Annotated in this window: 20 protein-coding genes; 15 read left to right on the forward strand and 5 right to left on the reverse strand. The window is 72.1% G+C overall.

The features are described 5' to 3' along the window. Positions 1-2: 2 nt before the first annotated feature. The 3 genes from rpmF (at position 3) to mutM (ending at position 2,047) form a co-directional block, all read left to right on the forward strand. On the forward strand, positions 3-176 hold the full coding sequence (rpmF, locus tag OHS33_RS26175) for a 50S ribosomal protein L32 (RefSeq protein ID WP_003965982.1): 174 nt from the start codon (positions 3-5) through the stop codon (positions 174-176). A gap of 20 nt (positions 177-196) precedes the next feature. Continuing rightward, a complete protein-coding gene (gene rnc, locus OHS33_RS26180; protein WP_330332849.1) occupies positions 197-1,036 on the forward strand; it encodes a ribonuclease III in 840 nt (279 codons plus the stop codon). Between the two features lie 141 nt (positions 1,037-1,177). After that, positions 1,178-2,047, forward strand: a complete 870-nt coding sequence (gene mutM / locus OHS33_RS26185; protein ID WP_330332850.1) for a bifunctional DNA-formamidopyrimidine glycosylase/DNA-(apurinic or apyrimidinic site) lyase — start codon at positions 1,178-1,180, stop codon at positions 2,045-2,047. Here the strand turns inward: mutM and OHS33_RS26190 are convergent. Then, on the reverse strand, positions 2,020-2,427 hold the full coding sequence (locus OHS33_RS26190; protein WP_330332851.1) for a winged helix-turn-helix transcriptional regulator: 408 nt from the start codon (positions 2,425-2,427) through the stop codon (positions 2,020-2,022). The two genes, mutM and OHS33_RS26190, sit on opposite strands and share 28 nt — an antisense overlap. 105 nt (positions 2,428-2,532) lie before the next feature. Between OHS33_RS26190 and OHS33_RS26195 the strand changes: the two genes are divergently transcribed. Then, positions 2,533-3,135, forward strand: coding sequence for a flavodoxin family protein (locus OHS33_RS26195; protein ID WP_330332852.1), 603 nt, complete (start codon positions 2,533-2,535; stop codon positions 3,133-3,135). Positions 3,136-3,163: 28 nt separating this feature from the next. Here the strand turns inward: OHS33_RS26195 and OHS33_RS26200 are convergent, their stop codons facing one another. Next, positions 3,164-4,045, reverse strand: a complete 882-nt coding sequence (locus OHS33_RS26200) for a CAP domain-containing protein (RefSeq protein ID WP_330332853.1) — start codon at positions 4,043-4,045, stop codon at positions 3,164-3,166. A gap of 123 nt (positions 4,046-4,168) precedes the next feature. Between OHS33_RS26200 and OHS33_RS26205 the strand changes: the two genes are divergently transcribed. The 4 genes from OHS33_RS26205 to OHS33_RS26220 all read left to right on the forward strand — a co-directional run bounded on the left by OHS33_RS26205 (position 4,169) and on the right by OHS33_RS26220 (position 10,658). Then, positions 4,169-4,450 carry an acylphosphatase gene (locus tag OHS33_RS26205; RefSeq protein ID WP_283459998.1) on the forward strand — a complete coding sequence of 94 codons (282 nt, stop codon included), beginning with the start codon at positions 4,169-4,171 and terminating at the stop codon, positions 4,448-4,450. A gap of 314 nt (positions 4,451-4,764) precedes the next feature. Then, positions 4,765-4,980, forward strand: coding sequence for a hypothetical protein (locus tag OHS33_RS26210; protein ID WP_283460000.1), 216 nt, complete (start codon positions 4,765-4,767; stop codon positions 4,978-4,980). Positions 4,981-5,199: 219 nt separating this feature from the next. Beyond that, positions 5,200-9,027 (forward strand): AAA family ATPase, encoded by a 3,828-nt coding sequence (locus tag OHS33_RS26215; protein ID WP_330332854.1) that lies wholly within the window; start codon positions 5,200-5,202, stop codon positions 9,025-9,027. A 197-nt stretch (positions 9,028-9,224) separates the two neighbouring features. Beyond that, entirely contained in the window at positions 9,225-10,658 is a 1,434-nt protein-coding gene (locus OHS33_RS26220) for a sugar porter family MFS transporter (RefSeq protein ID WP_330332855.1), read from the forward strand. A 45-nt stretch (positions 10,659-10,703) separates the two neighbouring features. Here the strand turns inward: OHS33_RS26220 and OHS33_RS26225 are convergent, their stop codons facing one another. Continuing rightward, positions 10,704-11,690 carry an LLM class flavin-dependent oxidoreductase gene (locus OHS33_RS26225; protein WP_330332856.1) on the reverse strand — a complete coding sequence of 329 codons (987 nt, stop codon included), beginning with the start codon at positions 11,688-11,690 and terminating at the stop codon, positions 10,704-10,706. 71 nt (positions 11,691-11,761) lie between these two features. After that, positions 11,762-13,249 (reverse strand): cytosine permease, encoded by a 1,488-nt coding sequence (locus OHS33_RS26230; protein WP_330332857.1) that lies wholly within the window; start codon positions 13,247-13,249, stop codon positions 11,762-11,764. 148 nt (positions 13,250-13,397) lie between these two features. Here OHS33_RS26230 and ftsY point away from each other — a divergent pair, with 148 nt between their 5' ends. Further along, the gene (gene ftsY, locus OHS33_RS26235) at positions 13,398-14,618 is read left to right on the forward strand and encodes a signal recognition particle-docking protein FtsY (protein ID WP_330332858.1); all 1,221 of its coding nucleotides are present in this window, start codon (positions 13,398-13,400) and stop codon (positions 14,616-14,618) included. An 84-nt stretch (positions 14,619-14,702) separates the two neighbouring features. Here ftsY and OHS33_RS26240 read toward each other — a convergent pair whose 3' ends face one another. After that, positions 14,703-15,371, reverse strand: coding sequence for a bifunctional DNA primase/polymerase (locus OHS33_RS26240; RefSeq protein WP_330335210.1), 669 nt, complete (start codon positions 15,369-15,371; stop codon positions 14,703-14,705). A 403-nt stretch (positions 15,372-15,774) separates the two neighbouring features. Between OHS33_RS26240 and nsdA the strand changes: the two genes are divergently transcribed. The 6 genes from nsdA to ftsH all read left to right on the forward strand — a co-directional run bounded on the left by nsdA (position 15,775) and on the right by ftsH (position 25,796). Continuing rightward, positions 15,775-17,322 (forward strand): transcriptional repressor NsdA, encoded by a 1,548-nt coding sequence (gene nsdA, locus OHS33_RS26245; protein ID WP_330332859.1) that lies wholly within the window; start codon positions 15,775-15,777, stop codon positions 17,320-17,322. A gap of 240 nt (positions 17,323-17,562) precedes the next feature. Next, a complete protein-coding gene (locus tag OHS33_RS26250) occupies positions 17,563-18,906 on the forward strand; it encodes an ammonium transporter (protein ID WP_330332860.1) in 1,344 nt (447 codons plus the stop codon). Beyond that, entirely contained in the window at positions 18,903-19,241 is a 339-nt protein-coding gene (locus OHS33_RS26255) for a P-II family nitrogen regulator (protein ID WP_330332861.1), read from the forward strand. The genes OHS33_RS26250 and OHS33_RS26255 overlap by 4 nt, the downstream gene beginning before the upstream one ends. A gap of 48 nt (positions 19,242-19,289) precedes the next feature. Next, complete coding sequence (locus OHS33_RS26260; protein ID WP_330332862.1) at positions 19,290-21,725, forward strand: [protein-PII] uridylyltransferase; 2,436 nt, start codon at positions 19,290-19,292, stop codon at positions 21,723-21,725. 478 nt (positions 21,726-22,203) lie between these two features. Then, positions 22,204-23,775, forward strand: coding sequence for a signal recognition particle protein (gene ffh, locus OHS33_RS26265; protein ID WP_330332863.1), 1,572 nt, complete (start codon positions 22,204-22,206; stop codon positions 23,773-23,775). A gap of 62 nt (positions 23,776-23,837) precedes the next feature. Continuing rightward, positions 23,838-25,796, forward strand: coding sequence for an ATP-dependent zinc metalloprotease FtsH (ftsH, locus tag OHS33_RS26270; protein WP_330332864.1), 1,959 nt, complete (start codon positions 23,838-23,840; stop codon positions 25,794-25,796). Positions 25,797-25,855 lie beyond the last annotated feature (59 nt).

The raw sequence follows: 25,855 nt of genomic DNA on the forward strand, positions 1-25,855 counted from the left end.
CCGTGGCTGTTCCGAAGCGGAAGATGTCGCGCAGCAACACGCGCCACCGCCGGTCGCAGTGGAAGGCTGCGGTCCCCACCCTGGTTTCGTGTGAGCGTTGCCAGGAGCCGAAGCTCCAGCACATTGCGTGCCCGAGCTGCGGCACCTACAACAAGCGCCAGGTCCTCGAGGTCTGAGCGGGCTGGTGAGAGGCGCAATGTCTGAGCTTGCCGGCGGCCAAACGCAGGCAGACACGAACAACGCGGCCTCGTCCCACACGCTTCTGGAAGGGCGGCTCGGGTATCACCTCGAGTCCGCCCTTCTGGTGCGTGCACTGACCCACCGTTCGTACGCGTACGAGAACGGCGGTCTGCCCACCAACGAGCGGCTGGAGTTCCTCGGGGACTCCGTGCTCGGCCTGGTGGTCACGGACACGCTCTATCGGACCCACCCGGACCTGCCGGAAGGCCAACTGGCCAAACTGCGGGCCGCTGTGGTCAATTCGCGTGCGCTGGCGGAGGTCGGGCGCGGGCTCGAACTCGGTCTCTTCATCCGGCTGGGCCGGGGCGAAGAAGGCACGGGCGGCCGGGACAAGGCCTCCATCCTCGCCGACACCCTTGAAGCGGTGATCGGCGCTGTCTATCTCGACCAGGGTCTCGACGCGGCCTCGGAGCTGGTTCACCGGCTCTTCGACCCGCTCATCGAGAAGTCCTCGAACCTCGGCGCAGGCCTGGACTGGAAGACCAGTCTCCAGGAACTGACCGCGGCCGAGGGGCTCGGCGTACCCGAGTACCTGGTCAGCGAGACGGGACCGGACCACGAGAAGACCTTCACCGCTGCTGCTCGCGTCGGTGGTGTCTCGTACGGCACCGGCACCGGCCGCAGCAAGAAGGAAGCGGAACAGCAGGCTGCGGAGTCCGCGTGGCGCGGTATTCGCGCCAAGGCGGACGGGCGGATCGCGGCGGAAGCCGCTGCCGCCGCCGCACCGGCTGTCGCCGAGGCTCCGGCCGAGGACGGCGGGGCGCCGACGCCCGCCGACCCGACGCCGACGGCCTGACCTTCCTTCGGGAGTTTCCCCGCCCGCCCCTGCTCCGGCAGGGGCGGGCGGACCCGTTTCCGGGCCTGTTTCCCAGCCTGATTACGTGCGGCGGTAGGCTCGGGGCGAGCCGAGAATGACCGCCCCGTCGGAGGAGACACCGTGCCCGAGCTGCCCGAAGTCGAAGTCGTGCGGCGCGGGTTGGCGCGCTGGGTGGCCGGGCGGACGGTCGGATCCGTCGAGGTGCTGCACCCCCGCGCGGTACGCCGCCACCCCGGCGGCGGCGCCGATTTCGCGGCGCGCCTCGCGGGCCGGACCATCGGCGCCCCCCAGCGGCGCGGCAAGTACCTGTGGCTGCCCCTGGACGACCGGGACCTGTCCGTACTGGCCCACCTCGGCATGAGCGGCCAGCTCCTGGTGCAGCCCACCGGGGCCCCCGACGAGAAGCACCTGCGCATCCGGGTCCGCTTCGCGGACTCCACCGGCACCGAGCTGCGCTTCGTCGACCAGCGGACCTTCGGCGGGCTCTCGCTGCACCGGACCGTCGACGACAGCGCGGACGGGCTCCCGGACGTCATCGCGCACATCGCGCGCGACCCCCTGGACCCGGCCTTCGACGAGGCCGTCTACCACGCGGCGCTGCGCGCCAAGCGGACCACGCTCAAGCGGGCGCTGCTGGACCAGTCCCTGATCAGCGGCATCGGCAACATCTACGCGGACGAGGCGCTGTGGCGCGCCAAGCTGCACTACGAGCGCCCCACCGCCACCCTCACGCGCCCCCGGAGCCAGGAACTCCTCGGGCACGTCCGTGACGTGATGAACGCGGCCCTCGCCGTCGGCGGCACCAGCTTCGACAGCCTCTACGTCAATGTGAACGGGGAGTCGGGTTACTTCGACCGCTCGCTCGACGCGTACGGACGCGAGGACGAACCGTGCAGGCGCTGCGGCACGCCCATGCGCCGCCGCCCCTGGATGAACCGGTCCAGCTACTTCTGCCCGCGCTGTCAGCGCCCGCCGCGCGTCTCGTCGTAGGACTGCCGGGCTGCCAGGACCGGGGTCATGCTGCCCTCGACGAAGTGGATCAGCGACAGCAGCCGCTCGGCGATCTCCCGGCCGAGCGGGGTCAGCTCGTAGTCCACGCGGGGCGGGTTCGTCGGCTGCGCCTCGCGGTGCACGATGCCGTCGCGCTCCAGCGCGTGCAGGGTCTGGGAGAGCATCTTCTCGCTCACCCCGTCGACCCGGCGGCGCAGTTCGTTGAAGCGGCGCGCTCCGTCGTGGAGGGCGCCGACGGTCAGGCTGCCCCAGCGCCCGGTGACGTGCTCCAAGGTCTCCCGGGACGGGCAGTCGCGCGCGAAAACGTCGAACGGTAGTTCGGCCGCTCCGGCGGTTTCGGTACAGACAGGGGTCTCCATGACGAACAGGCTACTCCCGCACAGCGCTAACTCGTAGCTTGTGCTTTCTAAAAGTTAGTGCTTACCTTCTCTCGACGCACCACCACGTTCCAGAGGAGATCCACCGTGTCCGCTTCCCTCCCCACCCCCGTCGTCTCGATCGCCTACCACTCCGGCTACGGGCACACCACCGTGGTCGCCGAGGCCGTCCGGGCCGGCGCCGCCGACGCGGGCGCGACCGTGCACCTGATCAAGGTCGACGAGATCGACGACGCCCAGTGGGCGCTCCTGGACGCCTCCGACGCGATCGTCTTCGGCTCCCCGACCTACATGGGCACCGCTTCCGGCGCCTTCCACGTCTTCGCCGAGGCCACCTCGAAGCGCTGGTTCGGGGACGCCTGGCTGGACAAGCTGGCCGCGGGCTTCACGAACTCCGCCTCCAAGAGCGGCGACAAGGGCAACACCCTGGACTACTTCCAGACGCTGGCCGCGCAGCACGGCATGAACTGGGTCAACCTCGGCCTGAAGCCGGGCTGGAACGCCAGCACCGCCTCCGAGAACGACATCAACCGCCTCGGGTTCTTCGACGGCGCCGCCGCGCAGAGCAACTCGGACCAGGGCGTCGAGGGCGTGCACAAGGCGGACCTGCTGACCGCCGAGCACCTCGGCCGCCGCGTCACCGAGACGACCCGCGTCTTCCTCGCGGGCCGCGCCGCGCTCGCCGCCTGAACGGTGTGAACCGTGCGGGCCGGACCGGCTAGAAGCCGAAGTCCTGGGTCCACCAGGGGCCGCCGGAGGCGAAGTACGCGCCGACGCCGAGGGTGCGGTACTCGCAGTTGAGGATGTTGGCCCGGTGACCCGGGCTGTCCATCCATGCCTTCATCACCGAGTCGGCGTCACCCTGGCCCCGGGCGATGTTCTCGCCGCCGAGGCTGGTGATCCCGGCGTTCGAGGCGCGGTCCCAGGGGGTCCTGCCGTCGGGGTCGGTGTGGTCGAAGAAGCCGCGTACGGCCATGTCCTTGCTGAAGGCGCTCGCGAGCGAGGCCAGCGGCGGGTTCGCGCGGACCGGACCGCAGCCCGCCTTCGCCCGCTCCACGTTCACCAGCGTCAGGACGGCGGCCTCCTCGGAGGAGCCCCCGCCGGAGGCGGGGACCGAGGGCTTGGCGGGCGGCGGATCGGCCGGCTTCGGCGGCTTGGGGGGCGCCGGTACGGGCACCTGCGGGGCCTTCGTCGACGGCGCGGGCGCGGGGGAGGCCGAAGCCGACGCGGAAGCGGAGGGGCTCGGCGAGGCGGAGGCCGAGGCCGACGGTGACGGCGACGGTGACGTGGAGCCCGACGGGCCGCCGGACGGGGACGGGGCGTCGGGGGAGCGGCCGGAAAGGTTCGCCAGGCCACGCTGCCCGGAGGTGTCCCCGGTACCGTCTCCGGTCGCCGGGCCCTTGGCCTCGGCCTTGGCGCCGGTGTCCGCGCCGCTGCCGACGTAGGGGAAGCTGCCGCCGACCGGCACCAGTCCGGTGGTCACGGCGGCGGTCCCGAGGACCACTGCCACGCAGGCGCCCAGCAGGCCGGTGCGCACGGCGGTGCCGCCGCGCATGCCGCGGCCGTCGCGCTGTGGCGCGGGGAGTCGGTGGCGTCCCATCGGCTGCACCTTCCAAGATCAACCGTTACTCACCCAAATGGGTGAGCATTGAGGCGCGACTGTAGCCCATGGCGCCGCGGGGGCGAGGTGACCGGAATCCGATGGCCCGGTTAGCGTTCACGCATGAATGAACATGTCCGGGTCACCGCCTGGGTACGCGGCCGGGTACAGGGAGTGGGCTTCCGCTGGTTCACCAGGGCCAATGCGCTGGAGATCGGCGACCTCGTGGGCTTCGCGCTCAACCTCGACGACGGGCGGGTACAGGTCGTCGCCGAAGGTCAACGTGAGAATTGCCACCGGCTGCTCGACTGGCTGCGCTCCGCCGACACGCCCGGGCGGGTGGACGGCGTGACCGAGATCTGGGGAATTCCGCGCGGCGGTTACGACGGGTTCGCGATCCGGTGATCATGTACTGATCACATCTGTATACCGCCGGAACTGCGCATACGTTGCCGAGTGTGGTCATTCGTGGAAGGCTCGGAGATGCGGATGATCTCCGTTCCCCTTGGGGGAAACGGGCTGCCCGCCGATACAGGGCGTGATCGTGTTGACCGTCAAACTTTTTGGTGAGACGCTGGAAGCCCCGCGCACCTGAGCTGTTTGGCAGTGTTGGCAGTATTTAGCGCAGTGACTGACAGCCACTGCCGGACAACGCGGGTGCGATTCCCTCACGACCCACACCGCTTCGGTCGGTCACTCAGTGTGGAGGACCATCCATCATGGCAAAGGCGCTTCTCGGTTACGTCGGCGGTTCCGACCCGCGACTCCTCGCCGAGATGCGACGGCTTCAGCAGCGCGTCCAGGACCTCGAGTCCGAACTCGGACGAATCCAGTCCGAGAATGACGCTCTGAACGCGGCCGCCGCTCAGCACGGAGATTTGCTGCTGGACAGCATCGACATCGACGTACCCCAGGCGGAGCCTGCGCTCACCTGATCCGCGATCTCGTCGCTGTGACTGCCAGCCTGCCCCACTCGACTGTCAGCACCGCTTGATCTGCAAGGGACGCTCCGGCGTCCCTTCTTTCTTTCCGCTCGCCCTGCTTTCCGCTCGCCGTTCTCCCATTGGGCCAGGTGGTGGGCCGTTTCCTTTGACGTCAGATGTGCCCTGCACCTTCATGGGTGAAACCGGGCGTGAAAGGTAGAGTCCGGCGGCGTGCACCTCAAGGCCCTGACCCTGCGTGGTTTCAAATCGTTCGCGTCCGCCACCACCCTGCGCTTCGAGCCGGGCATCACCTGTGTCGTCGGCCCCAACGGCTCAGGAAAGTCCAATGTGGTGGACGCGCTCTCCTGGGTCATGGGCGAGCAGGGAGCCAAGTCCCTGCGCGGCGGCAAGATGGAAGACGTCATCTTCGCCGGGACCACCGGCCGGCCGCCGCTCGGCCGCGCCGAGGTCTCGCTGACCATCGACAACTCCGACGGCGCGCTGCCGATCGACTATGCCGAAGTCACCATCACCCGGATCATGTTCCGCGGCGGCAGCAGCGAATACCAGATCAACGGCGACACCTGCCGCCTCCTGGACATCCAGGAACTGCTCTCCGATTCCGGCATCGGCCGCGAGATGCACGTCATCGTCGGCCAGGGCCAGCTGGACTCCGTCCTGCACGCCGATCCGATGGGCCGCCGCGCCTTCATCGAGGAAGCGGCGGGCGTACTGAAACACCGCAAGCGCAAGGAGAAGGCGCTGCGGAAACTGGACTCGATGCAGGCGAACCTCGCACGCGTCCAGGACCTCGGCGACGAACTGCGGCGCCAGCTCAAGCCGCTGGGGCGGCAGGCGGCGGTGGCCCGGCGGGCCGCCGTCATCCAGGCCGACCTGCGGGACGCGCGGCTGCGGCTGCTGGCCGACGACCTCGTCACCCTGCGCGGCGCGCTCGACGCGGAGATCGCGGACGAGTCCGCGCTCAAGGAACGCAAGGAATCGGCCGAAGCGGAACTCGCCGACGCGCTGCGCCGGGAGGCCGCCCTGGAGGAGGCCGTCCGCGCGCTGACGCCGCGGCTCCAGCGGGCGCAGCAGACCTGGTACGAACTGTCACAGCTCGCCGAACGGGTCCGCGGGACGGACTCGCTGGCCGAGGCACGGGTCAGGAGCGCGACGGCCCCGGTCGAGGAGGAGCGGCGCGGCCGCGACCCCGAGGACCTGGAGAAGGAGGCCGCCCGGATCCGCGAGCAGGAAGCGGAACTGACGGCCGCGCTGGAGGCCGCCACCCGCGCGCTGGAGGACACCTCGGCGCACCGGGCCGAACTGGAACGCGCGCTGGAGGGCGAGGAACGGCGGCTGCGGGACGCGGCGCGGGCCATCGCCGACCGGCGCGAGGGGCTGGCCCGGCTGACCGGAAGGCTGGGCTCGGCCCGCTCCCGGGCCGGGGCCGCGCAGGCGGAGATCGACCGGCTGGTCGCCGCCCGCGACGAAGCGGAATCCCGGGCGGTGGCCGCGCGCGAGGAGTACGAGGCCCTCGCCGAGGAGGTCGGCGCGCTGGACGCGGGGGAGTCCGTGGCGGCCGAGTACGAGCATGCGCGGACGGAACTGACCGCGGCGGAGGAGGCGCTCACGGGCGCCCGGGACGCGCTGGCGGCGGCGGAACGGTCCCGCGCGGCGGTGTCGGCGCGGCGGGAGGCGCTGGCGCTGGGCCTGCGGCGCAAGGACGGCACCGGCGCGGTGCTGGCGGCCCGGGAACAGCTCGCGGGCCTGCTCGGGCCCGCGGCGCAGCGGCTGACGGTGGCCGCCGGGTACGAGGTCGCGGTCGCGGCGGCGCTGGGTGCGGCGGCCGATGCGCTCGCCGTGACCTCGCCCGGGGCGGCCGCCGCCGCGATCCGGCATCTGCGGGGTGCCGACGCGGGCCGGGCGACGTTCCTGATCGCCCCGACGACGGTCCCGCCCCAGTCGGCGGCCCCGGACCCCGGTCCTGACCCTGCGGCCGGCGGTGTTCCGGAGCCCTCAAGCGCCGGGCGGGCTGTTGTTGCCTCCGGCGGCGCCTCAAACGCCGGCGGGGCTGGGGTGGGCGCCTTGGCCCCCGTCGAGGGGTTCGGGGTGGGCGCGGCTTCGGACCCCGGGTCTGACCGTGCCGGGCTGGGAGTTGCCTCCGGCGGGGCTGGGGTGGGCTCCTCGGGCTCAGGCGGGGCTGGGGTGGGCTCTGCCCCGGGCCCCGGCGGGGCTGGGGTGGGCCCCGTGGCGGGGGTGGGCACCTTGGACCTCGGGGTGGCCGTGGGGGAGTTGGTCGGTGGGGACGGTGGGGTGCGGCGGGCCGTGGGGTGGGTCGTGCGGGACTACCGGGTGGTGCCGGAGCTCGCGGATGCCGAGGCGCTGGTGGCCGCGCGGCCCGAGCTGGTCGCGGTGACCGTCGCGGGAGACGTGCTCGGGGCGCACCTGGCGCAGGGCGGGTCCGCCGGAGCGCCCAGCCTCATCGAGGTGCAGGCCGCCGTCGACGAGGCGGACGCCGACCTGGCCGGACTGGAGGTCCGGTGCCGGGAGCTGGCCGGGGCCAGGGTGGACGCCGAGGCCCGCCGCCGGGAGTGCGCGGACCTGGTCGAGGAACTGGCCGAGCGGCGCCGCGCGGGCGAACAGGCGAAGGCCGGGGTGGCCCAGCAGCTCGGGCGGCTCTCCGGCCAGGCGAAGGGCGCGGCGGGCGAGGCCGAGCGCTGCGCCGCGGCCGCGGCCAAGGCCCAGGACGCGCTGGAACAAGCGCTGGCCGATGTGGCGGAGTGCGCCGAACGGCTCGCCGTGGTCGAGGAGATGCCGGGGGAGGAGGAGCCGGACGCCTCGGTCCGCGACCGGCTCGCGGCGGACGGCGCCAACGCCCGGCAGACCGAGATGGAGGCGCGGCTGCTGCTGCGCACCCACGAGGAGCGGGTCAAGGCACTGACGGGAAGGGCCGATTCCCTGGACCGCGCGGCCCGGGCGGAGCGCGAGGCCCGCGCCCGGGCCGAGCGCCGCACCGCCCGGCGGCGGCGCGAGGCCCGGGTGGCCACGGCGGTGGCCGACGGCGCCCGCCAGCTGCTGGCGCACATCGAGGTGTCGCTGGGCCGCGCGGACCGGGAGCGCACGGCCGCCGAGTCCGCGAAGGGGGTCCGGGAGCAGGAGCTGGGGGAGGCCCGTACCCGCGGCCGTGACCTCAAGGGCGAACTCGACAAGCTCACCGACTCCGTGCACCGCGGCGAGGTGCTCGGCGCGGAGAAGCGGCTGCGCATCGAGCAGGTGGAGACCAAGGCGCTGGAGGAGTTCGGGGTGGCGGCGGCCGGGCTGGTCGCCGAGTACGGCCCGGACCAGCCGGTGCGCCCGAGTCCGCCCGCCGAAGGCGAGGAGCAGGAGGCGGACCTCCTGCCGGGTCCCTTCGTACGGGCGCGGCAGGAGAAGCGGCTGCGAGCCGCCGAGCGGGCGTACCAGCAGCTCGGCAAGGTCAATCCGCTCGCGCTGGAGGAGTTCGCGGCGCTGGAGGAGCGGCACAAGTTCCTGAGCGAGCAGCTCGAAGACCTCCGCAAGACCCGGGCGGACCTCCTTCAGGTCGTGAAGGAGGTCGACCAGCGCGTCGAGCAGGTGTTCACCGAGGCGTACCACGACACGGCCCGGCAGTTCGAGGGGGTCTTCTCGCGGCTCTTCCCCGGCGGTGAGGGCCGGCTGGTCCTGACCGATCCCGGCAACATGCTCACCACCGGGGTGGACGTGGAGGCCCGCCCGCCGGGCAAGAAGGTCAAGCGGCTCTCGCTGCTCTCCGGCGGCGAACGCTCGCTGACGGCCGTGGCCCTGCTGGTCTCCATCTTCAAGGCCCGGCCCAGCCCGTTCTACGTGATGGACGAGGTCGAGGCGGCTCTGGACGACACCAACCTGCAGCGGCTGATCCGGATCATGGAGGAGCTCCAGGAGAGTTCCCAGCTGATCGTGATCACGCACCAGAAGCGGACGATGGAGGTCGCGGACGCCCTCTACGGCGTTTCGATGCAGGGCGACGGGGTGTCGAAGGTCATCAGCCAGCGCCTCCGCTGAGATCTGCCTCAGGTCTCTTCATTCAAGACATGAACGGTACGAGATTCCCTACAGGGTGTTGACTTCATGAAATGAACACATAGGCTCGCTCCCGCCGCCCTTCCCTTCGGGTGGTGCCCGATCTTGAACTGTGCGCCACTGGAAGGAATCACCCCCACGTCCGCCCGTCACCGCAGCCGGGCACGCAGGAGCAGACCTTGACCAGCAGCACATCACAGGCGCCCTCGTCGGGCGGCGCACGCGTGTCCCAGCCCGACCATCTCGGTCACGTCATCTTCATCACCGCGGCCGCCGCGATGGGCGGTTTCCTCTTCGGCTACGACAGCTCCGTGATCAACGGCGCCGTCGAGGCCATCCGCGACCGCTTCGACGTCGGTTCGGGGACGCTCGCGCAGGTGATCGCCGCCGCACTCATCGGCTGTGCCTTCGGCGCGGCCACGGCCGGCCGCATCGCCGACCGGATCGGCCGCATCCGCTGCATGCAGATCGCCGCCGTCCTGTTCACCGCGAGCGCCATCGGCTCCGCCCTGCCGTTCGCCCTGTGGGACCTCGCCATGTGGCGCATCATCGGCGGCTTCGGCATCGGCATGGCCTCGGTCATCGGCCCGGCCTACATCGCCGAGGTGTCGCCGCCCGCCTACCGCGGCCGGCTCGCCTCCTTCCAGCAGGCGGCGATCGTGATCGGCATCGCGATCTCGCAGCTCGTCAACTGGGGCATCCTGAACCTCGCCGACGGAGAGCAGCGCGGCAAGGTCGGCGGCCTGGAAGCCTGGCAGTGGATGCTCGGCGTGATGGTGGTCCCGGCCGTGCTCTACGGCCTGCTGTCCTTCGCCATCCCCGAGTCCCCGCGCTTCCTCGTCTCGGTCGGCCGCATGGAGAAGGCGAAGACCGTCCTGCGGGAGGTCGAGGGCGACGGCATCGACGCCGACGCCCGGGTCCGCGAGATCGACAGCGCCATCCATTCGGAGCAGAAGTCCACCTTCAAGGACCTGCTCGGCGGACGCTTCGGCTTCCTGCCGATCGTCTGGATCGGCATCGGGCTCTCGGTCTTCCAGCAGCTCGTCGGCATCAACGTGATCTTCTACTACAGCTCCTCGCTGTGGCAGTCGGTCGGCATCGACCCGAGCTCCTCGTTCCTGTACTCCTTCGAGACCTCCGTCGTGAACATCATCGGCACGGTCATCGCGATGGTGTTCGTGGACCGCATCGGCCGCAAGCCGCTGGCCCTCATCGGCTCCGTCGGCATGACGGTCTCCCTCGCGCTCGCCGCCTGGGCCTTCTCCTACAAGGACACCAGCAGCGGTGACATCGCCCTGCCGCACGCCCAGGGTCTGGTGGCCCTCATCGCCGCCAACTTCTTCGTCCTCTTCTTCGCCCTCTCCTGGGGCGTGGTGGTCTGGGTGCTGCTCGGCGAGATGTTCCCGGGCCGGATCCGCGCGGCCGCCCTCGGCGTGGCCGCCGCCGCCCAGTGGATCGCCAACTGGGTCATCACGGTCTCGTTCCCGACGCTCTCGGACTGGAACCTGTCCGGTGCCTATGTGATCTACGCGGTCTTCGCCCTGCTCTCGGTCCCCTTCATCCTCAAGTGGGTGCCGGAGACCAAGGGCAAGGCGTTGGAGGAGATGGGGTGACCATCCCCCGCCAACACCCCCTCTCCTCCGTGGCGCTGCCCCGGCTCAGTCCTTGAGCCGGGGCAGTACCCGTTCGCACAACAGCTCCAGGCTGCGCTGCCCTTCGTCCAGCGGCATGCCGCCGCACAGCGGGTGCAGGACGAGGTTGCCCGCCTCGCCCGCGCCCCGGGCGTACGTCACCGCCTCGTCCGGGGTCAGGATCCGGTACACCCCTTCCGCGCGCAGCTCCTCGACGGTGCGCGCGCCGGACCGTACCGCCGAGCGGATGTCCTTGGACTGCCAGGACGCGTACATGCCCGCCTCGTGCAGGAAGTGGTGCCCGTACTGCGCCCACGCCCGGTCCGGGTCCTCGGCGATGTGCAGCAGCGGGGTCTCGGCCGCGGGCATCATGCAGAAGCCCTCCGTGCCGTACTCCACCAGCCGCGCGAGGTAGTAGGCCTCCAGCTCCGGCAGGTGCGCGCTCGGGAAGAACGGCAGGCCGAGCCGGGCCGCGCGGCGGGCCGCCGCCTGCGAGCTGCCGCCGACCAGCAGCAGCGGGTGCGGCCGGGTGAAGGGGCGCGGGGTGACCTTGACGGTGCGGCCCCGGAACTCGAACGGCTCGCCGGTCCACGCCTTGAGCAGGGTCTCCAGCAGCTCGTCCTGGAGCCGGCCGCGCCTGCCCCATTCGACGCCGTGCTGCTCGTACTCCTCCGGGCGGTAGCCGATGCCGGCCACCGTCACCAGCCGTCCGCCGCTCAGCAGGTCCAGCACCGCGATGTCCTCGGCCACCTTCAGCGGGTCGTGGAGCGGCCCGATGATCGCGGAGACGGTGACGGCGATCCGGCGGGTGGCGCCGAAGACGGCGCCCGCGAGGGCGAAGGGCGAGGGCAGCCAGTTGTTGTCGGTGCCGTGGTGCTCCTCGGTCTGGAGGGTGTCGATGCCGTGTTCGTCGGCGTACCGCGCCATCTCCAGCGCCGCCCGGTAGCGGGCGGAGAGGGTCTCGGGCGTGCCGTCCGGGTCGATGAGGTTGAACCGGACCACGGTGATGGGCATGAAGAAGTCCCCCTTCGCCTTGCTGCTCGCGGTGACGGGCCGGGCGAAGGGGGACGTTAGCTGACGCAGCGTCAGTTGGACAGGGATCCGGCGAGCGCGGGTTCCGCCGCGTCCGCGTCCGCGGGGGCCGCGGGCGCCCCGGTGCGCGGGAGGACGGCGTACAGCAGGCCGGAGGTCGCGATGCCCGCCGCCCAGCCCAGGCCGTTCTCACCGATCCAGCTGCCCGCGAGGGGTCCCGCGAACCAGTCGACCTTGGTGAACAGCAGGCCCACGACCAGCGCGAGCGCCCACGCGGTCATCGCCTGCCAGGCGAAGCCGCCCTTGTACCAGTAGGCGCTGGTGCGCCCCGTGTCCAGCAGCGCGCCCGCGTCGTACGTACGGCCGCGCAGCATGTCCACGCCGAAGACGCCGATCCAGGCGGAGAAGGCCACGGCCAGCAGGGTCAGGAAGGAGATGAACGACCCGAAGAAGCCGGTCGCCACGACCATCAGCAGGAAGCCGAAGACCAGGCTGATGACGGCATTGACACTGACGGCCCAGGCGCGCGGGACCTTGATGCCGAGGGTCTGCGCGGTGAAGCCCGCCGAATACATCGACATGGAGTTGATCAGCAGCATCCCGACCAGCGCCACCAGCAGGTACGGGACGGCGATCCAGACGGGCAGCAGCTCGCCGATGAAGGAGACCGGGTCCTGCGCGGTGGCCAGGTCGGGGGCGGCGACCGCCATGACCGCGCCCATCAGGACCATCGGGATGACGACCACGGCCGCGCCGCCGACCGTCGCGCCGACCATGCCCTTGGAGGAGGCGGTGCGCGGCAGGTAGCGGGTGAAGTCGGGGCCCGAGGGCACCCAGCTGATGCCGCCCGCCGCGATGGTGCCGATGCCCGCGACCATCATCGCGGTCGAGCCGGCCGGCTTGCCGAAGACCGCGGACCAGTCGGTCTCGGCGATGAGGTAGCCGAGCACCAGCACGCTGAAGGCGCCGAAGAGGTACGTCGACCACTTCGAGCACACGCGCAGCGCGTTGATCCCGAGCCCGGAGACCAGGAAGGTGCAGCCGACGAAGAGCAGCAGCGTGACCACGATCAGCGTGGTGTTCTTCCGGACGCCGAAGAGCAGGTCCAGGACGGTCAGCATGGCGAAGGCGCCGCTGACCGCGTTGATCGTCTCCCAGCCCCAGCGGGCGACCCAGATGAGCGCGCCGGGGAAGAGGTTGCCGCGCTGGCCGAAGACGGCGCGCGAGAGGGCCATGCCGGGGGCGCCGCCGCGCTTTCCGGCGATCGAGATCAGCCCGACCAGTCCGTAGGAAACGACGGGCGCCGCGAAGGCGACGACGAGGACCTGCCAGAAGTTCAGCTTGTTGAAGATGACCAGACCCGCGCCCATGGTCAGCAGCAGCACGCTGATGTTGGCGGCGACCCAGGTGGGGACGAGTTCACGGACGCGGCCCGTGCGCTCGGCGTCCGGGACGGGTTCGAGGCCGCGGGTCTCCATCGCGGTCTCCGCCGCGGCGTGGGCCGCGGTCTCTATCGCACCGTCGGCGGGCTCGGCAGGCATGCGCTACTCCGGAAGGGGTGGAGGTCGTGGGGGAGGTCGTCCATCATCGTAGATTTGGGGTGAAAACCTCAAATAGAGGCCAAAGCCCCTTGGCGGATCCCCCAAGGTCCGGGGTCCGGGGGTGGCGGTGACCGATACTGGACGGGTTATGGAAATCCTGATCCTTGCTGTAGTCATCGCCCTGGTCGCGGTCGGCGCGATCAGCGGGCTCGTGGTCAGCAGCCGCAAGAAGAAGCAGCTGCCCCCCACGGCACCGCCGAGCACGCCGACCATCACTGCCCCGCCCGCCGAGCCGCAGGTCGGGGAAGACGCCGCACCCACGGTGGACGAGCCGCGGCGCACCATCGAGGAGGTCGCCCTCCCGGAGGCGGAGGCCGCCGACTCGCCGGCCGCCGTCGACGCCCCCGTCGTCGTGGCGCCCGAGGCGCCCGTCCTGGACGTCCCCGAGCCCACCGCCGGGCGTCTCGTCCGGCTGCGCGCCCGGCTCGCCCGCTCGCAGAACTCGCTGGGCAAGGGGCTGCTGACGCTGCTCTCCCGCGAGCACCTCGACGAGGACACCTGGGAGGAGATCGAGGAGACCCTCCTCATCGCCGACGTCGGCGTCGCCCCCACGCAGGAGCTGGTGGACCGGCTGCGCGAGCGGGTCAAGGTCCTCGGCACCCGCACCCCGGCCGACCTGCGCACCCTCCTGAAGGAGGAGCTGCTCAACCTGCTCGGCACCGACTTCGACCGCGCGGTGAAGACCGAGAGCGGCCTGGACACCCCGGCCGTCGTGATGGTCGTCGGCGTCAACGGCACCGGCAAGACCACCACCACCGGCAAGCTCGCCCGCGTCCTGGTGGCCGACGGCCGCAGCGTGGTGCTCGGCGCGGCCGACACCTTCCGCGCCGCCGCCGCAGACCAGCTCCAGACCTGGGGCGAGCGGGTCGGCGCGCGCACCGTCCGCGGCCCCGAGGGCGGCGACCCGGCGTCGATCGCCTACGACGCGGTCAAGGAGGGCATCGCCGAGGGCGCGGACGTCGTACTGATCGACACCGCGGGCCGGCTGCACACCAAGACCGGCCTGATGGACGAGCTGGGCAAGGTCAAGCGGGTCGTGGAGAAGCACGGCCCGCTGGACGAGATCCTGCTGGTCCTGGACGCCACCACCGGGCAGAACGGCCTGACCCAGGCCCGTGTCTTCGCCGAGGTCGTGGACATCACCGGCATCGTGCTGACCAAGCTCGACGGCACCGCCAAGGGCGGCATCGTCGTCGCCGTCCAGCGCGAGCTGGGCGTCCCGGTCAAGCTGGTCGGCCTGGGCGAGGGCCCGGACGACCTGGCTCCCTTCGAGCCGGAGGCCTTCGTCGACGCCCTGATCGGCGACTGACCCCGGTCCGTCCCGCCCGGCCGTACGCACCCCAGGGCCCCCGCGCTGCGACAGCGCGGGGGCCCCGGCGCGTCCCGGAGGGCGTCAGCGGCTGAAGCGGTGGCAGATGTAGGCCAGGGTGCCCAGCAGCAGCCGGGCCTGCGGGGGCCCGCCCGCAGAGTCGAGGGTGGGCGGGCGGAGCCAGAGCACCGGCCCGAGCCCCGCGTGGTCCGAGGGCGGGGCCGTGACGAAGGAGCCCTGTCCCAGGGCCCGCAGGTCGAGGTCCGCGTCGTCCCAGCCCATCCGGTACAGCAGCTGCGGCAGCTCGGCGGCCGCCCCCGGGGCCACGAAGAACTGGGCCCGCCCGTCGGGGGTCGCGGTCACCGGACCCAGCGGCAGCCCCATCCGCTCCAGGCGCACCAGCGCCTGGCGCCCGGCCGCCGCGGAGACCTCGATGACATCGAAGGAGCGGCCCGCGGGGAGGAGTACCGCGGCGCCCGGGAACTCGCCCCAGGCCTCCGTGACCTCGTCCAGCGTGGCCCCCGCGGGGACGCCCGCGCCGAAGTCCAGCGGGTGCGCCCCCGGAGCCGCGCAGCGCGGATCGCCGCACGAGCAGTCCCGGCCGGGGGAGGCGGCCCGGGCGCCCGGGACCGCGTCCCAGCCCCACAGTCCGGTGTACTCGGCCACCGCCGTGCATTCCGACATCCGGCCGCGGCGCCGAGTGCCGGACCGGAACTCCTTGGTGCTCCGGCTGCCGCCGATCGTGAAGCCCATGCCCATGCCCATGCCCCCTCCAACGGGTCGAACGAGCCGGTGGTTACGACGTCACCGCGAGGTGGTCGCCGGCCGTGCGGCGGAGGGACCACGCCCGGCGCACTCCTCGCCGTGCGCGCCCCGGCGTACACCGCTGCGCCGACTGCAGGTCGTCCCGTGTCAAGTGAATCGTGCTTGGCGCGTGGCGAGTTCATTCGAAGGGGTGGCGAATGGTGGCGATTCCGGAATCCGCCTCGCGGTAGGGGTGATCGTAGGATTACTTTCAGTGCACGAACCCCCGAAGGCGGCCCGTCCGTGGGTATGCCGGAGGCAATGTGTGAAGGGCTTGTGAATGCCCCTTGTGGCTCACCCGGGCCCGGCCAGGGTTTCGTGTGGAAGAGGCTGAGCGGATGGGGGCGTTCCAGTGAGCGGCAGCGGCGCAAGCGGAACGGACGGCGACGGGAGCGGAGCGGACGCGGAACCAGCCGTCCGCAAGACCGGCGAGGATCCCCGGCCCAACGAGCAGCTGACCTCGTGGTTCGTCCGCAGCGGCTGGTCCAAGGGCGAACTCGCGCGCCAGGTCAACCGCCGGGCCCGCCAGATGGGCGCCCACCACATCAGCACCGACACCTCCCGGGTGCGCCGCTGGCTCGACGGCGAACAGCCCCGCGAGCCCGTCCCGCGCATCCTCTCCGAGCTGTTCTCCGAGCGCTTCGGCAGCGTCGTCGCCATCGAGCAGCTCGGCCTGCGCACCGCGCACCAGACCCCGTCCGTCTCCGGCGTGGACCTGCCCTGGGCGGGCGACCAGACCGTCACGCTGCTCGGTGAGTTCTCCCGCAGCGACCTGATGCTCGCCCGCCGCGGGTTCCTCGGAACCTCGCTCGCGCTCTCCGCCGGCCCCGCCCTCATCGAGCCCATGCAGCGCTGGCTCGTCCCCGCCCCGGCCGCCGACCCGGGGTCGCGGGAGGCGGGACCGGCGGGCACCCGGCCCGGCGCCCTCGGCGGCTACCGGCCGCCCCGGCTCTCCGAACCGGAACTCGACCTGCTCGAAGCGACCACCGTCATGTTCCGGCAGTGGGACGCCCAGTGCGGCGGCGGCCTGCGCCGCAAGGCCGTCGTCGGCCAGCTCCACGAGGTCACCGACCTGCTCCAGGAGAGCCACCCGGCCCCGGTCATGCGACGGCTCTTCAAGGTCGCCGCGGAACTCGCCGAACTCGCGGGCTGGATGAGCTACGACATCGGGCTGCACCCCACCGCCCAGAAGTACTTCGTGCTCGCCCTGCACGCCTCCAAAGAGGCCGGGGACAAGCCGCTCGGCTCGTACATCCTCTCCAACATGAGCCGCCAGATGATCCACCTCGGCCGCCCCGAGGACGCCCTGGAACTCATCCACCTCGCCCAGTACGGCAGCCGCGACTGCGCAGGCCCCCGCACCCAGGCCATGCTGTATGCGATGGAAGCCCGTGCCTACGCCAACATGGGCCAGCCCAGCCGGTGCAAGCGGGCCGTCCGGATGGCCGAGGACACCTTCTCGGACGTCGCCCTGGGCGGCGAGAGCGAACCCGACTGGATCCGCTTCTTCTCCGAGGCCGAACTCAGCGGCGAGAACGCCCATTCCTTCCGCGACCTCGCCTACGTCGCGGGCCGCAGCCCCACCTACGCCTCGCTCGCCGAACCCGTCATGCGCCGGGCCGTCGAACTCTTCTCCAAGGACGAGGAACACCAGCGCTCCTACGCCCTCAACCTGATCGGCATGGCCACCGTCCACCTGCTCCAGCGCGAGCCCGAGCAGTCCGCGGTCCTCGTCGACCAGGCACTCGACGTGGCGCGAAAGGTGCGCTCGGAGCGCGTGAACACGCGGCTGCGCAAGACCGTCGACACCGCCGCCCGTGAGTACGGCCACGTCGCCGACGTGGTCCGGCTCACCGACCACCTCGCGGCCCGCCTCCCGGAGTCCGCCGAGGCCGTCTAGCGCTCCCGGGCCCACCCCCGCGTCCGGGTGGACGAGCCACTCGTTCATGGACGCGTAACACGCCCGACCTCTTCGTCATCGGCGTGAAACACCCAGCGGCGCCGCCGGAAACCGGCCTGCGCGAATCTCAGGGCCAATAACCGGCCAGCCCAGGTCCGCTCTCCAGGCCGGGCCCCTTTGACGCCGCTCAGGTTTTCACGATCGCCCGCACGCGAACGTACCGACGACGAGGAGACGCCGATGGCATCAGCCATCACGACCCTCGCGGCAGACGCCCCGACGCTGTCTGCCGCGAACACCGGGTTCATGCTCATCTGCTCCGCCCTGGTCATGCTGATGACCCCGGGTCTCGCCTTCTTCTACGGAGGCATGGTCCGCGTCAAGAGCAGTCTCAACATGCTGATGATGAGCTTCATCAGCCTCGGGATCGTCACGATCCTCTGGGTCCTCTACGGCTTCAGCCTCGCCTTCGGCACCGACAAGGGCTCCCTCATCGGGTGGACCTCCGACTACGTCGGCCTCAGCGGCATCGGCATCACCGAGCTGTGGGACGGCTACACCATCCCGGTGTACGTCTTCGCCGTCTTCCAGCTGATGTTCGCGATCATCACACCGGCCCTGATAAGCGGCGCCCTCGCCGACCGCGTCAAGTTCAGCGCCTGGGCCCTCTTCATCACCCTCTGGGTCACCCTCGTCTACTTCCCCGTCGCCCACTGGGTCTGGGGCGCGGGCGGCTGGCTCTTCAAGCTCGGCGTCATCGACTTCGCGGGCGGCACCGCCGTCCACATCAACGCGGGCGCCGCGGCCCTCGGCGTCATCCTCGTCATCGGCAAGCGCGTCGGCTTCAAGAAGGACCCGATGCGCCCGCACAGCCTGCCGCTCGTGATGCTCGGCGCGGGCCTGCTCTGGTTCGGCTGGTTCGGCTTCAACGCCGGTTCCTGGCTCGGCAACGACGACGGCGTCGGCGCCGTCATGTTCGTCAACACCCAGGTCGCCACCGCCGCCGCCATGCTGGCCTGGCTCGGCTACGAGAAGCTGCGCCACGGCTCCTTCACCACCCTCGGCGCCGCCTCCGGCGCGGTCGCGGGCCTCGTCGCCATCACCCCCTCCGGCGGCTCCTGCTCCCCGCTCGGCGCGATCGCCATCGGCGCCATCGCCGGTGTCGCCTGTGCCATGGCCGTCGGCCTCAAGTACAGGTTCGGCTTCGACGACTCCCTCGACGTGGTCGGCGTCCACATGGTCGGCGGGGTCATCGGCTCCCTGCTCGTCGGCCTCTTCGCCACCGGCGGGGTGCAGTCCGACGCGGCCGGCCTCTTCTACGGCGGCGGTCTCGCCCAGCTCGGCAAGCAGGCCGTCGGGGTCTTCGCGGTCCTCGCGTACTCTCTCGTCGCGTCCGCGGTCCTCGCCTTCCTCCTCGACAAGACGATGGGCATGCGCGTCACCGAGGACGACGAGGTCTCCGGCATCGACCAGGTCGAACACGCCGAGACCGCCTACGACTTCAGCGGAGCCGGTGGCGGTTCCTCCTCCCGGCCCGCCGGCTCCGTCGCCGTCGCGGCCGCCAGCAAGAAGGTGGATGCATGAAGCTCATCACCGCGATCGTCAAGCCGCACCGGCTCGACGAGATCAAGGAGGCCCTGCAGGCCTTTGGGGTCCACGGTCTGACCGTCTCCGAGGCCAGCGGGTACGGCCGCCAGCGCGGGCACACCGAGGTCTACCGCGGCGCCGAGTACACCGTGGACCTCGTCCCGAAGATCCGCATAGAGGTGGTCGTCGAGGACGACGCGGCCGAGGACGTCATGCACGTCGTCGTCGAGGCCGCCCGCACCGGCAAGATCGGTGACGGCAAGGTGTGGAGCGTCCCCGTGGACTCGGTGGTCCGGGTCCGCACCGGCGAGCGCGGCGCCGACGCGCTGTAGGCCCTGCCGGGCCCTCTCTCACGACCCACCGCTGACAGGAGCCCCCGGGTGACGAGCGTCGACAACACGACCGGCACGGCCGGCCCGGGACCCAGCGGTTACGCCGCGGCCCGGCTGCGACTCCTCCAGGAGGAGTCGCGGTCCGGGCCCGCGCGCCGTTCCGCCCTCTCCGGGCTGACCGACGACTGGCTGAACGCACTGTTCGCGACCGCCGTCCGGGAGAGCGGGGTCCGGGGCGCCACCCTGGTCGCCGTCGGCGGCTACGGGCGCGGAGAACTCTCCCCCCGCAGCGACCTCGACCTCCTCCTGCTGCACGACGGCAAGGCGGACCCCAAGGCGCTCAGCGCCCTCGCCGACCGGATCTGGTACCCCGTATGGGACCTGGGCCTCGCCCTCGACCACTCCGTGCGCACCCCCGGCGAAGCCCGCAAGACCGCCGCCGAGGACCTCAAGGTGCACCTCGGGCTGCTGGACGCGCGCCCCGTCGCCGGAGACCTCGGCCTCCTCGCCGCACTGCGCACCTCCGTCCTCGCCGACTGGCGCAACCAGGCTGTGAAGCGGCTCCCGGAACTGCACGCGCTGTGCCGCGAGCGGGCCGAGCGGAGCGGGGAACTGCGCTTCCTCCTCGAACCCGACCTCAAGGAGGCCCGCGGCGGGCTCCGCGACGTCACCGCGCTGCGGGCCGTCGCGGCCTCCTGGCTGGCCGACGCCCCGCGCGAAGGCCTCGCCGAAGCCCGGCGGCGGCTGCTGGACGCCCGCGACGCCCTCCACCTGGTGACCGGGCGCGCCACCGACCGGCTCTCCCTCCAGGAACAGGACCCGGTCGCCGCCCAGCTCGGCCTGCTCGACGCGGACGCGCTGCTGCGCGAGGTCTACGATGCGGCGCGGGTCGTCTCGTACGCCGGTGACGTCACCTGGCGCGAGGTCGGCCGCGTGCTGCGCGCCCGGGCCTCCCGGCCGCGGCTGCGCGGACTGCTCGGCACCCGGGGAACGGCCGCCGTGGAGCGGGCCCCGCTCGCCGACGGGATCGTGGAACAGGACGGCGAGGCCGTACTGGCCCTCGCCGCCCGCCCCGAACGCGACCCGGTGCTCGCCCTGCGGCTCGGCGCCGCCGCCGCGCAGGCCGGACTCCCGGTGTCCCTGCACGCCGTACGACGCCTGGCCGCGCAGGCGAAACCGCTGCCCGTGCCCTGGCCCGCCGACGCCCGCGAGCAACTGCTCACCCTGCTCGGCGCGGGGGAACCCACCGTGGCCGTCTGGGAGGCCCTCGAAGCGGAAGGCCTCATCACCCGGCTGCTGCCCGACTGGGAACGGGTCCGCTGCCGCCCCCAGCGCAACCCCGTCCACACCTGGACCGTCGACCGGCACCTCATCGAGACCGCCGTCCGGGCCTCCGCCCTCACCCGCCGGGTCGGCCGCCCCGACCTGCTCCTGATGGCCGCCCTGCTGCACGACATCGGCAAGGGCTGGCCCGGGGACCACTCGGTCGCGGGCGAGACCATCGCCCGCGACGTCGCCGTACGGGTCGGCTTCGACGCGGACGACGTCGCCGTGCTGAGCACCCTCGTACGGCACCACCTGCTGCTCATCGACACCGCCACCCGGCGCGACCTGGACGACCCGGCGACCGTGCGCACCGTCGCCGACGCCGTGGGATCCGCGGGCACCCTGGAACTCCTGCACGCCCTGACCGAGGCGGACGCCCTGGCCACCGGGCCCGCCGCCTGGAGCACCTGGCGGGGCTCGCTCGTCGCCGACCTGGTGGGCCGGGTCGGCGCCCTCCTCGCCGGGGAAGCCGCCGTCCCCGACGCGTCCGGGACCCCGCGGCCGCCGGGCGCCGAACCGGAACGGCTCGCGGTGGAGGCGCTGCGCACGGGGGAGCCCGCGCTCGCCCTCCACGCCCGCCGGGAGGAGGACGACGCGGTCGGCGTCGAGCTGATCGTCGCCGTCCCCGACCAGCCGGGGGTACTGCCCGCAGCGGCCGGGGTGCTGGCCCTGCACCGGCTCACCGTCCGGGCCGCCGACCTGCGGACACTGGAACTCCCCGACGCGCTGGGGGAGGTGCTGGTGCTGCGCTGGCGGGTCGCCGCGGAGTACGGGTCCCTGCCGCAGGGGGCGCGGCTGCGGACCGACCTGATCCGGGCCCTCGACGGCTCCCTGGACGTGCCGGCGAAGCTCGCCGACCGCGAGGCGGCCTACCCCCGGCGCCGGGGCGTCGTCCCCCCGCCGCCGCGGGTCACCGTCGTCGCGGACGTCTCCTCGCTGGCGACGGTCCTGGAGGTACGGGCCCCCGACGCGGTGGGACTGCTGCACCGGATCGGGCGCGCCCTGGACGCGGGCGGGGTCAGGGTCCGCAGCGCGCACGTGTCCACGCTGGGCGCGAACGCGGTGGACACCCTGTATGTGACGGACGTCGAGGGCAAACCCCTCCCGCCCCCCGAAGCCGCCCTCCTGGCGGCAGCCGTGGAATCCGCCCTGTCCTAGCGCCCCCTGCGCAGGGAGCGGGGCCGCGGGCAGGGGGGCGGGCCGCGCCCGCGATGCCTCCGGCGGCGCCTCAAACGCCGGCGGGGCTGGGTTTGTCCCTCTGCCCGGCGGCTCGCCGCAGGCGCGCTGTGCCTCCGGCGGGGCTGGGTTTGTCCCTCTGCCCGGTGGTTCGCCGCAGGCGTGGACCGTGCCTCCGGCGGGGCTGGAAGTGGCTGGGGTCGTGCCGCAGGCTGCCCCCGGGCGGGGCAAAATCAGCCCCGCCGGCGTTTGAGGCGCCGCCGGAGGCAACCCGGCGGAGCCGGGCGGAGGGGCGGCGCGGCACGGGCCGGGGCGGGGGGAACTCAGCCCGCCCGGCGCTTGAGGGCACGCTCCGGGTGCGGTCCCGGACCGGGTCGCGCCCCGCAGGGTCCGGCACCGGGCGCGGCCCGATACCCTGGGGGGCGACCACACGCCCCCGACCCGAGGAATCGCGACTACCGTGTTCGATACGCTTTCCGACCGCCTCAGCGCGACCTTCAAGAGCCTCCGGGGCAAAGGTCGCCTCTCCGAGCAGGACATCGACGCTGCGGCCCGGGAAATCCGTATCGCCCTCCTCGAGGCAGACGTCGCCCTCCCCGTCGTCCGGTCCTTCATCGCGAAGGTCAAGGAGCGCGCCCTCGGCGTAGAGGTCTCCAAGGCCCTCAACCCCGGCCAGCAGGTCCTCAAGATCGTCAACGAGGAGCTCGTCGGGATCCTCGGAGGCGAGACCCGCCGCCTGCGGTTCGCGAAGACCGCCCCCACCGTGATCATGCTCGCGGGTCTCCAGGGTGCCGGTAAGACGACCCTCGCCGGAAAGCTCGGCTTCTGGCTCAAGGGCCAGGGCCACGCCCCGCTGCTCGTCGCGTGCGACCTCCAGCGCCCCAACGCCGTCAACCAGCTCAGCGTGGTCGCCGAGCGCGCGGGCGTCGCGGTCTACGCGCCCCAGCCGGGCAACGGTGTCGGTGACCCGGTCCAGGTCGCCAAGGACTCCATCGAGTACGCCCGTACCAAGCAGTTCGACGTCGTGATCGTCGACACCGCGGGCCGCCTCGGCATCGACGCCGAGCTGATGACGCAGGCCGCGGACATCCGCGACGCCGTCAGCCCGGACGAGATCCTCTTCGTCGTCGACGCGATGATCGGCCAGGACGCGGTCAACACCGCCGAGGCCTTCCGCGACGGCGTCGGCTTCGACGGCGTGGTGCTCTCCAAGCTGGACGGCGACGCCCGCGGTGGCGCCGCGCTCTCCATCGCGCACGTCACCGGCAAGCAGATCATGTTCGCCTCGAACGGTGAGAAGCTCGACGAGTTCGACGCCTTCCACCCGGACCGCATGGCGGGCCGGATCCTCGACATGGGTGACATGCTCACCCTGATCGAGCAGGCCGAGAAGACCTTCAGCCAGGCCGAAGCCGAGAAGATGGCGGCCAAGCTGGCGAAGGGGCCGAAGGAGTTCACGCTCGACGACTTCCTGTCCCAGATGGAGCAGGTCCGCAAGATGGGCTCCATCTCCAAGCTGCTCGGCATGCTGCCCGGCATGGGGCAGATCAAGGACCAGATCAACAACATCGACGAGCGCGACGTCGACCGCACGGCGGCCGTCATCAAGTCGATGACCCCGGCCGAGCGCCAGGACCCGACGATCATCAACGGCTCGCGCCGCGCCCGTATCGCCAAGGGCGCCGGTGTCGAGGTCAGCGCCGTGAAGTCGCTCGTCGAGCGGTTCTTCGAGGCCCGCAAGATGATGTCCCGGATGGCCCAGGGCGGCGGCATGCCCGGGATGCCGGGCATGCCGGGCATGGGCGGCGGCCCCGGTCGCCAGAAGAAGCAGATCAAGCAGGCCAAGGGCAAGCGCAAGAGCGGCAACCCGATGAAGCGCAAGGAAGAGGAGGCCGCGGCCGCCCTCCGCAAGGAGCAGGGGCCGCAGGCCGTCGAGCCGGGCGGCGACGCGGGCAACCCGTTCGGCCTGCCCGCGGGTCCGGCCGGCCAGGACTTCGAACTCCCCGACGAGTTCAAGAAGTTCATGAAGTAGCACCTCGCGGGGTGTGCACACCTCGAAGGGCCCCGGTCGCGGCAAGCGGCCGGGGCCCTTTAATGTCGGCCGGGAGGACGGCAGAAGGAGGCCTCGTGCCCAGCCCCACCCCCGTACCGCCGCGCGACCGGGCCGACACGCCCTGGCGCTCCGAGGGCGCCCCGCCCGCCCCGCCGCCCAAGAAGAAGATGCCCGGCGGCTGGCGCGGGCTGATCCTGACGGCGCTGATCGTCTACCTGCTGACCAACCTGGTGCTGTCCTTCTTCAACGAGGGTGACGAGCCGGTCATCCCGTACACCGAGTTCAGCAAGCAGGTCACCAGCGGCAACGTCTCGAAGATCTACTCCAAGGGCGACGCCATCCAGGGCGAGCTGAAGGCCAAGCAGCCCAGGCCCGCCGGTGACGGGGACGGCGACTACACCAAGTTCACCACCCAGCGCCCGGCCTTCGCCGACGACCAGCTCTGGTCCAGCCTGACCTCCAAGGGCGTCGTCGTCACCGCCTCCCCGGTCGTCGAACACCGCAGCTTCCTGGCCAACCTGCTGATCTCGCTCGCCCCGATGCTGCTGCTCGTCGGCCTGTGGGTGCTCATCGCCCGCAGGATGAGCGGCGGCGGTCTGGGCGGCCCGGGCGGGCTCGGCCGCAAACAGCCCCCCAAGCCGGTCGAGCTGGAGGGGAGCAAGCGCACCACCTTCGAGGACGTGGCGGGCATCGACGAGGTCGAGGGCGAGCTGAGCGAGGTCGTCGACTTCCTCAAGAATCCCGAGCGCTACCACCGGATGGGCGCCCGGATGCCCGGCGGCGTCCTGCTCGCGGGCCCGCCCGGCACCGGCAAGACCCTGCTGGCCCGCGCGGTCGCGGGCGAGGCCGGAGTGCCCTTCTTCTCCGCCTCCGCCTCCGAGTTCATCGAGATGATCGTCGGCGTCGGCGCCTCCCGGGTCCGCGAACTGTTCACCGAGGCCCGCAAGGTGGCCCCCGCGATCATCTTCATCGACGAGATCGACACCATCGGCCGGGCCCGCGGCGGCGGCGCGGGCATGGGCGGCCACGACGAGCGCGAACAGACCCTGAACCAGATCCTCACCGAGATGGACGGCTTCTCCGGCTCCGAGGGCGTCGTCGTCATCGCCGCCACCAACCGCGCCGACGTGCTCGACCCGGCCCTCACCCGGCCGGGCCGCTTCGACCGCGTCGTCGTGGTCTCCCCGCCCGACCGCGGCGGCCGCGAGGCCATCCTGCGCATCCACACCCGGGACATCCCGCTGGCCCAGGAGGTGAGCCTGGCCCAGGTGGCCCGTACCACTCCCGGGATGACCGGCGCGGAACTGGCCAACCTCGCCAACGAAGCGGCCCTGCTCGCCGTCAAGCGCGAGCAGCAGGCCGTCACCCAGACGGACCTGTCCGACGCCCTGGAGAAGGTCCAGCTCGGGGCGGAGCGGCCGCTGGTCATGCCGGAGGAGGAGCGCCGCCGGACGGCGTACCACGAGAGCGGCCACGCGCTGCTCGGCATGCTCCAGCCGGGCGCCGACCCGGTCCGCAAGATCACCATCGTGCCGCGCGGGCGGGCCCTCGGGGTCACCCTCTCCACCCCGGACGCCGACCGGTACGCGTACACCGAGGAATACCTGCGCGGCCGGATCATCGGCGCGCTCGGCGGGATGGCCGCCGAACAGGTGGTCTACGAGGTCATCACCACCGGCGCCGAGAACGACCTCGAACAGGTGACGAACCTGGTGCGCGGCATGGTGGCCCGCTGGGGCATGAGCGAGCGCGTCGGCAGGCTCACCGCGATCCCCTCGGACGGCCAGAGCCCCTACGGCCTCGCCGCGGCCCCCGCCACCCTCGACGCGGTGGACCACGAGATGCGCCGGATCGTCGACGAGTGCTACGAGATCGCCTGCCGGCTGCTGCGCGAGAACCGCGACAAGCTGGACGCCCTGGCGCAGGCGCTGCTGGCGAACGAGACCCTGGACGAGGCGGCGGCGTACGAAGCGGCGGGCATCACCCGGCTGGCGAAGTGACGCCCTGACGCAGTGACGCCCTGACGAAGGGGCGGGGGCTCCGCGCCCCCGCCCCGCTC

Origin of the sequence: Streptomyces sp. NBC_00536 (assembly GCF_036346295.1) — a bacterium.
Taxonomy (GTDB): Bacteria; Actinomycetota; Actinomycetes; order Streptomycetales; family Streptomycetaceae; genus Streptomyces.

Excerpts from the sequence above, each read along its gene's own strand:
- rnc (WP_330332849.1), top strand. The coding sequence starts at position 197 with ATGTCTGAGCTTGCCGGCGGCCAAACGCAGGCAGACACGAACAACGCG.
- OHS33_RS26190 (WP_330332851.1), bottom strand. The coding sequence starts at position 2,427 with ATGGAGACCCCTGTCTGTACCGAAACCGCCGGAGCGGCCGAACTACCG.
- OHS33_RS26200 (WP_330332853.1), bottom strand. The coding sequence starts at position 4,045 with ATGGGACGCCACCGACTCCCCGCGCCACAGCGCGACGGCCGCGGCATG.
- OHS33_RS26205 (WP_283459998.1), top strand. The coding sequence starts at position 4,169 with ATGAATGAACATGTCCGGGTCACCGCCTGGGTACGCGGCCGGGTACAG.
- OHS33_RS26210 (WP_283460000.1), top strand. The coding sequence starts at position 4,765 with ATGGCAAAGGCGCTTCTCGGTTACGTCGGCGGTTCCGACCCGCGACTC.
- OHS33_RS26225 (WP_330332856.1), bottom strand. The coding sequence starts at position 11,690 with ATGCCCATCACCGTGGTCCGGTTCAACCTCATCGACCCGGACGGCACG.
- OHS33_RS26230 (WP_330332857.1), bottom strand. The coding sequence starts at position 13,249 with ATGCCTGCCGAGCCCGCCGACGGTGCGATAGAGACCGCGGCCCACGCC.
- ftsY (WP_330332858.1), top strand. The coding sequence starts at position 13,398 with ATGGAAATCCTGATCCTTGCTGTAGTCATCGCCCTGGTCGCGGTCGGC.
- OHS33_RS26240 (WP_330335210.1), bottom strand. The coding sequence starts at position 15,371 with ATGGGCTTCACGATCGGCGGCAGCCGGAGCACCAAGGAGTTCCGGTCC.
- OHS33_RS26250 (WP_330332860.1), top strand. The coding sequence starts at position 17,563 with ATGGCATCAGCCATCACGACCCTCGCGGCAGACGCCCCGACGCTGTCT.
- OHS33_RS26255 (WP_330332861.1), top strand. The coding sequence starts at position 18,903 with ATGAAGCTCATCACCGCGATCGTCAAGCCGCACCGGCTCGACGAGATC.
- ftsH (WP_330332864.1), top strand. The coding sequence starts at position 23,838 with ATGTCGGCCGGGAGGACGGCAGAAGGAGGCCTCGTGCCCAGCCCCACC.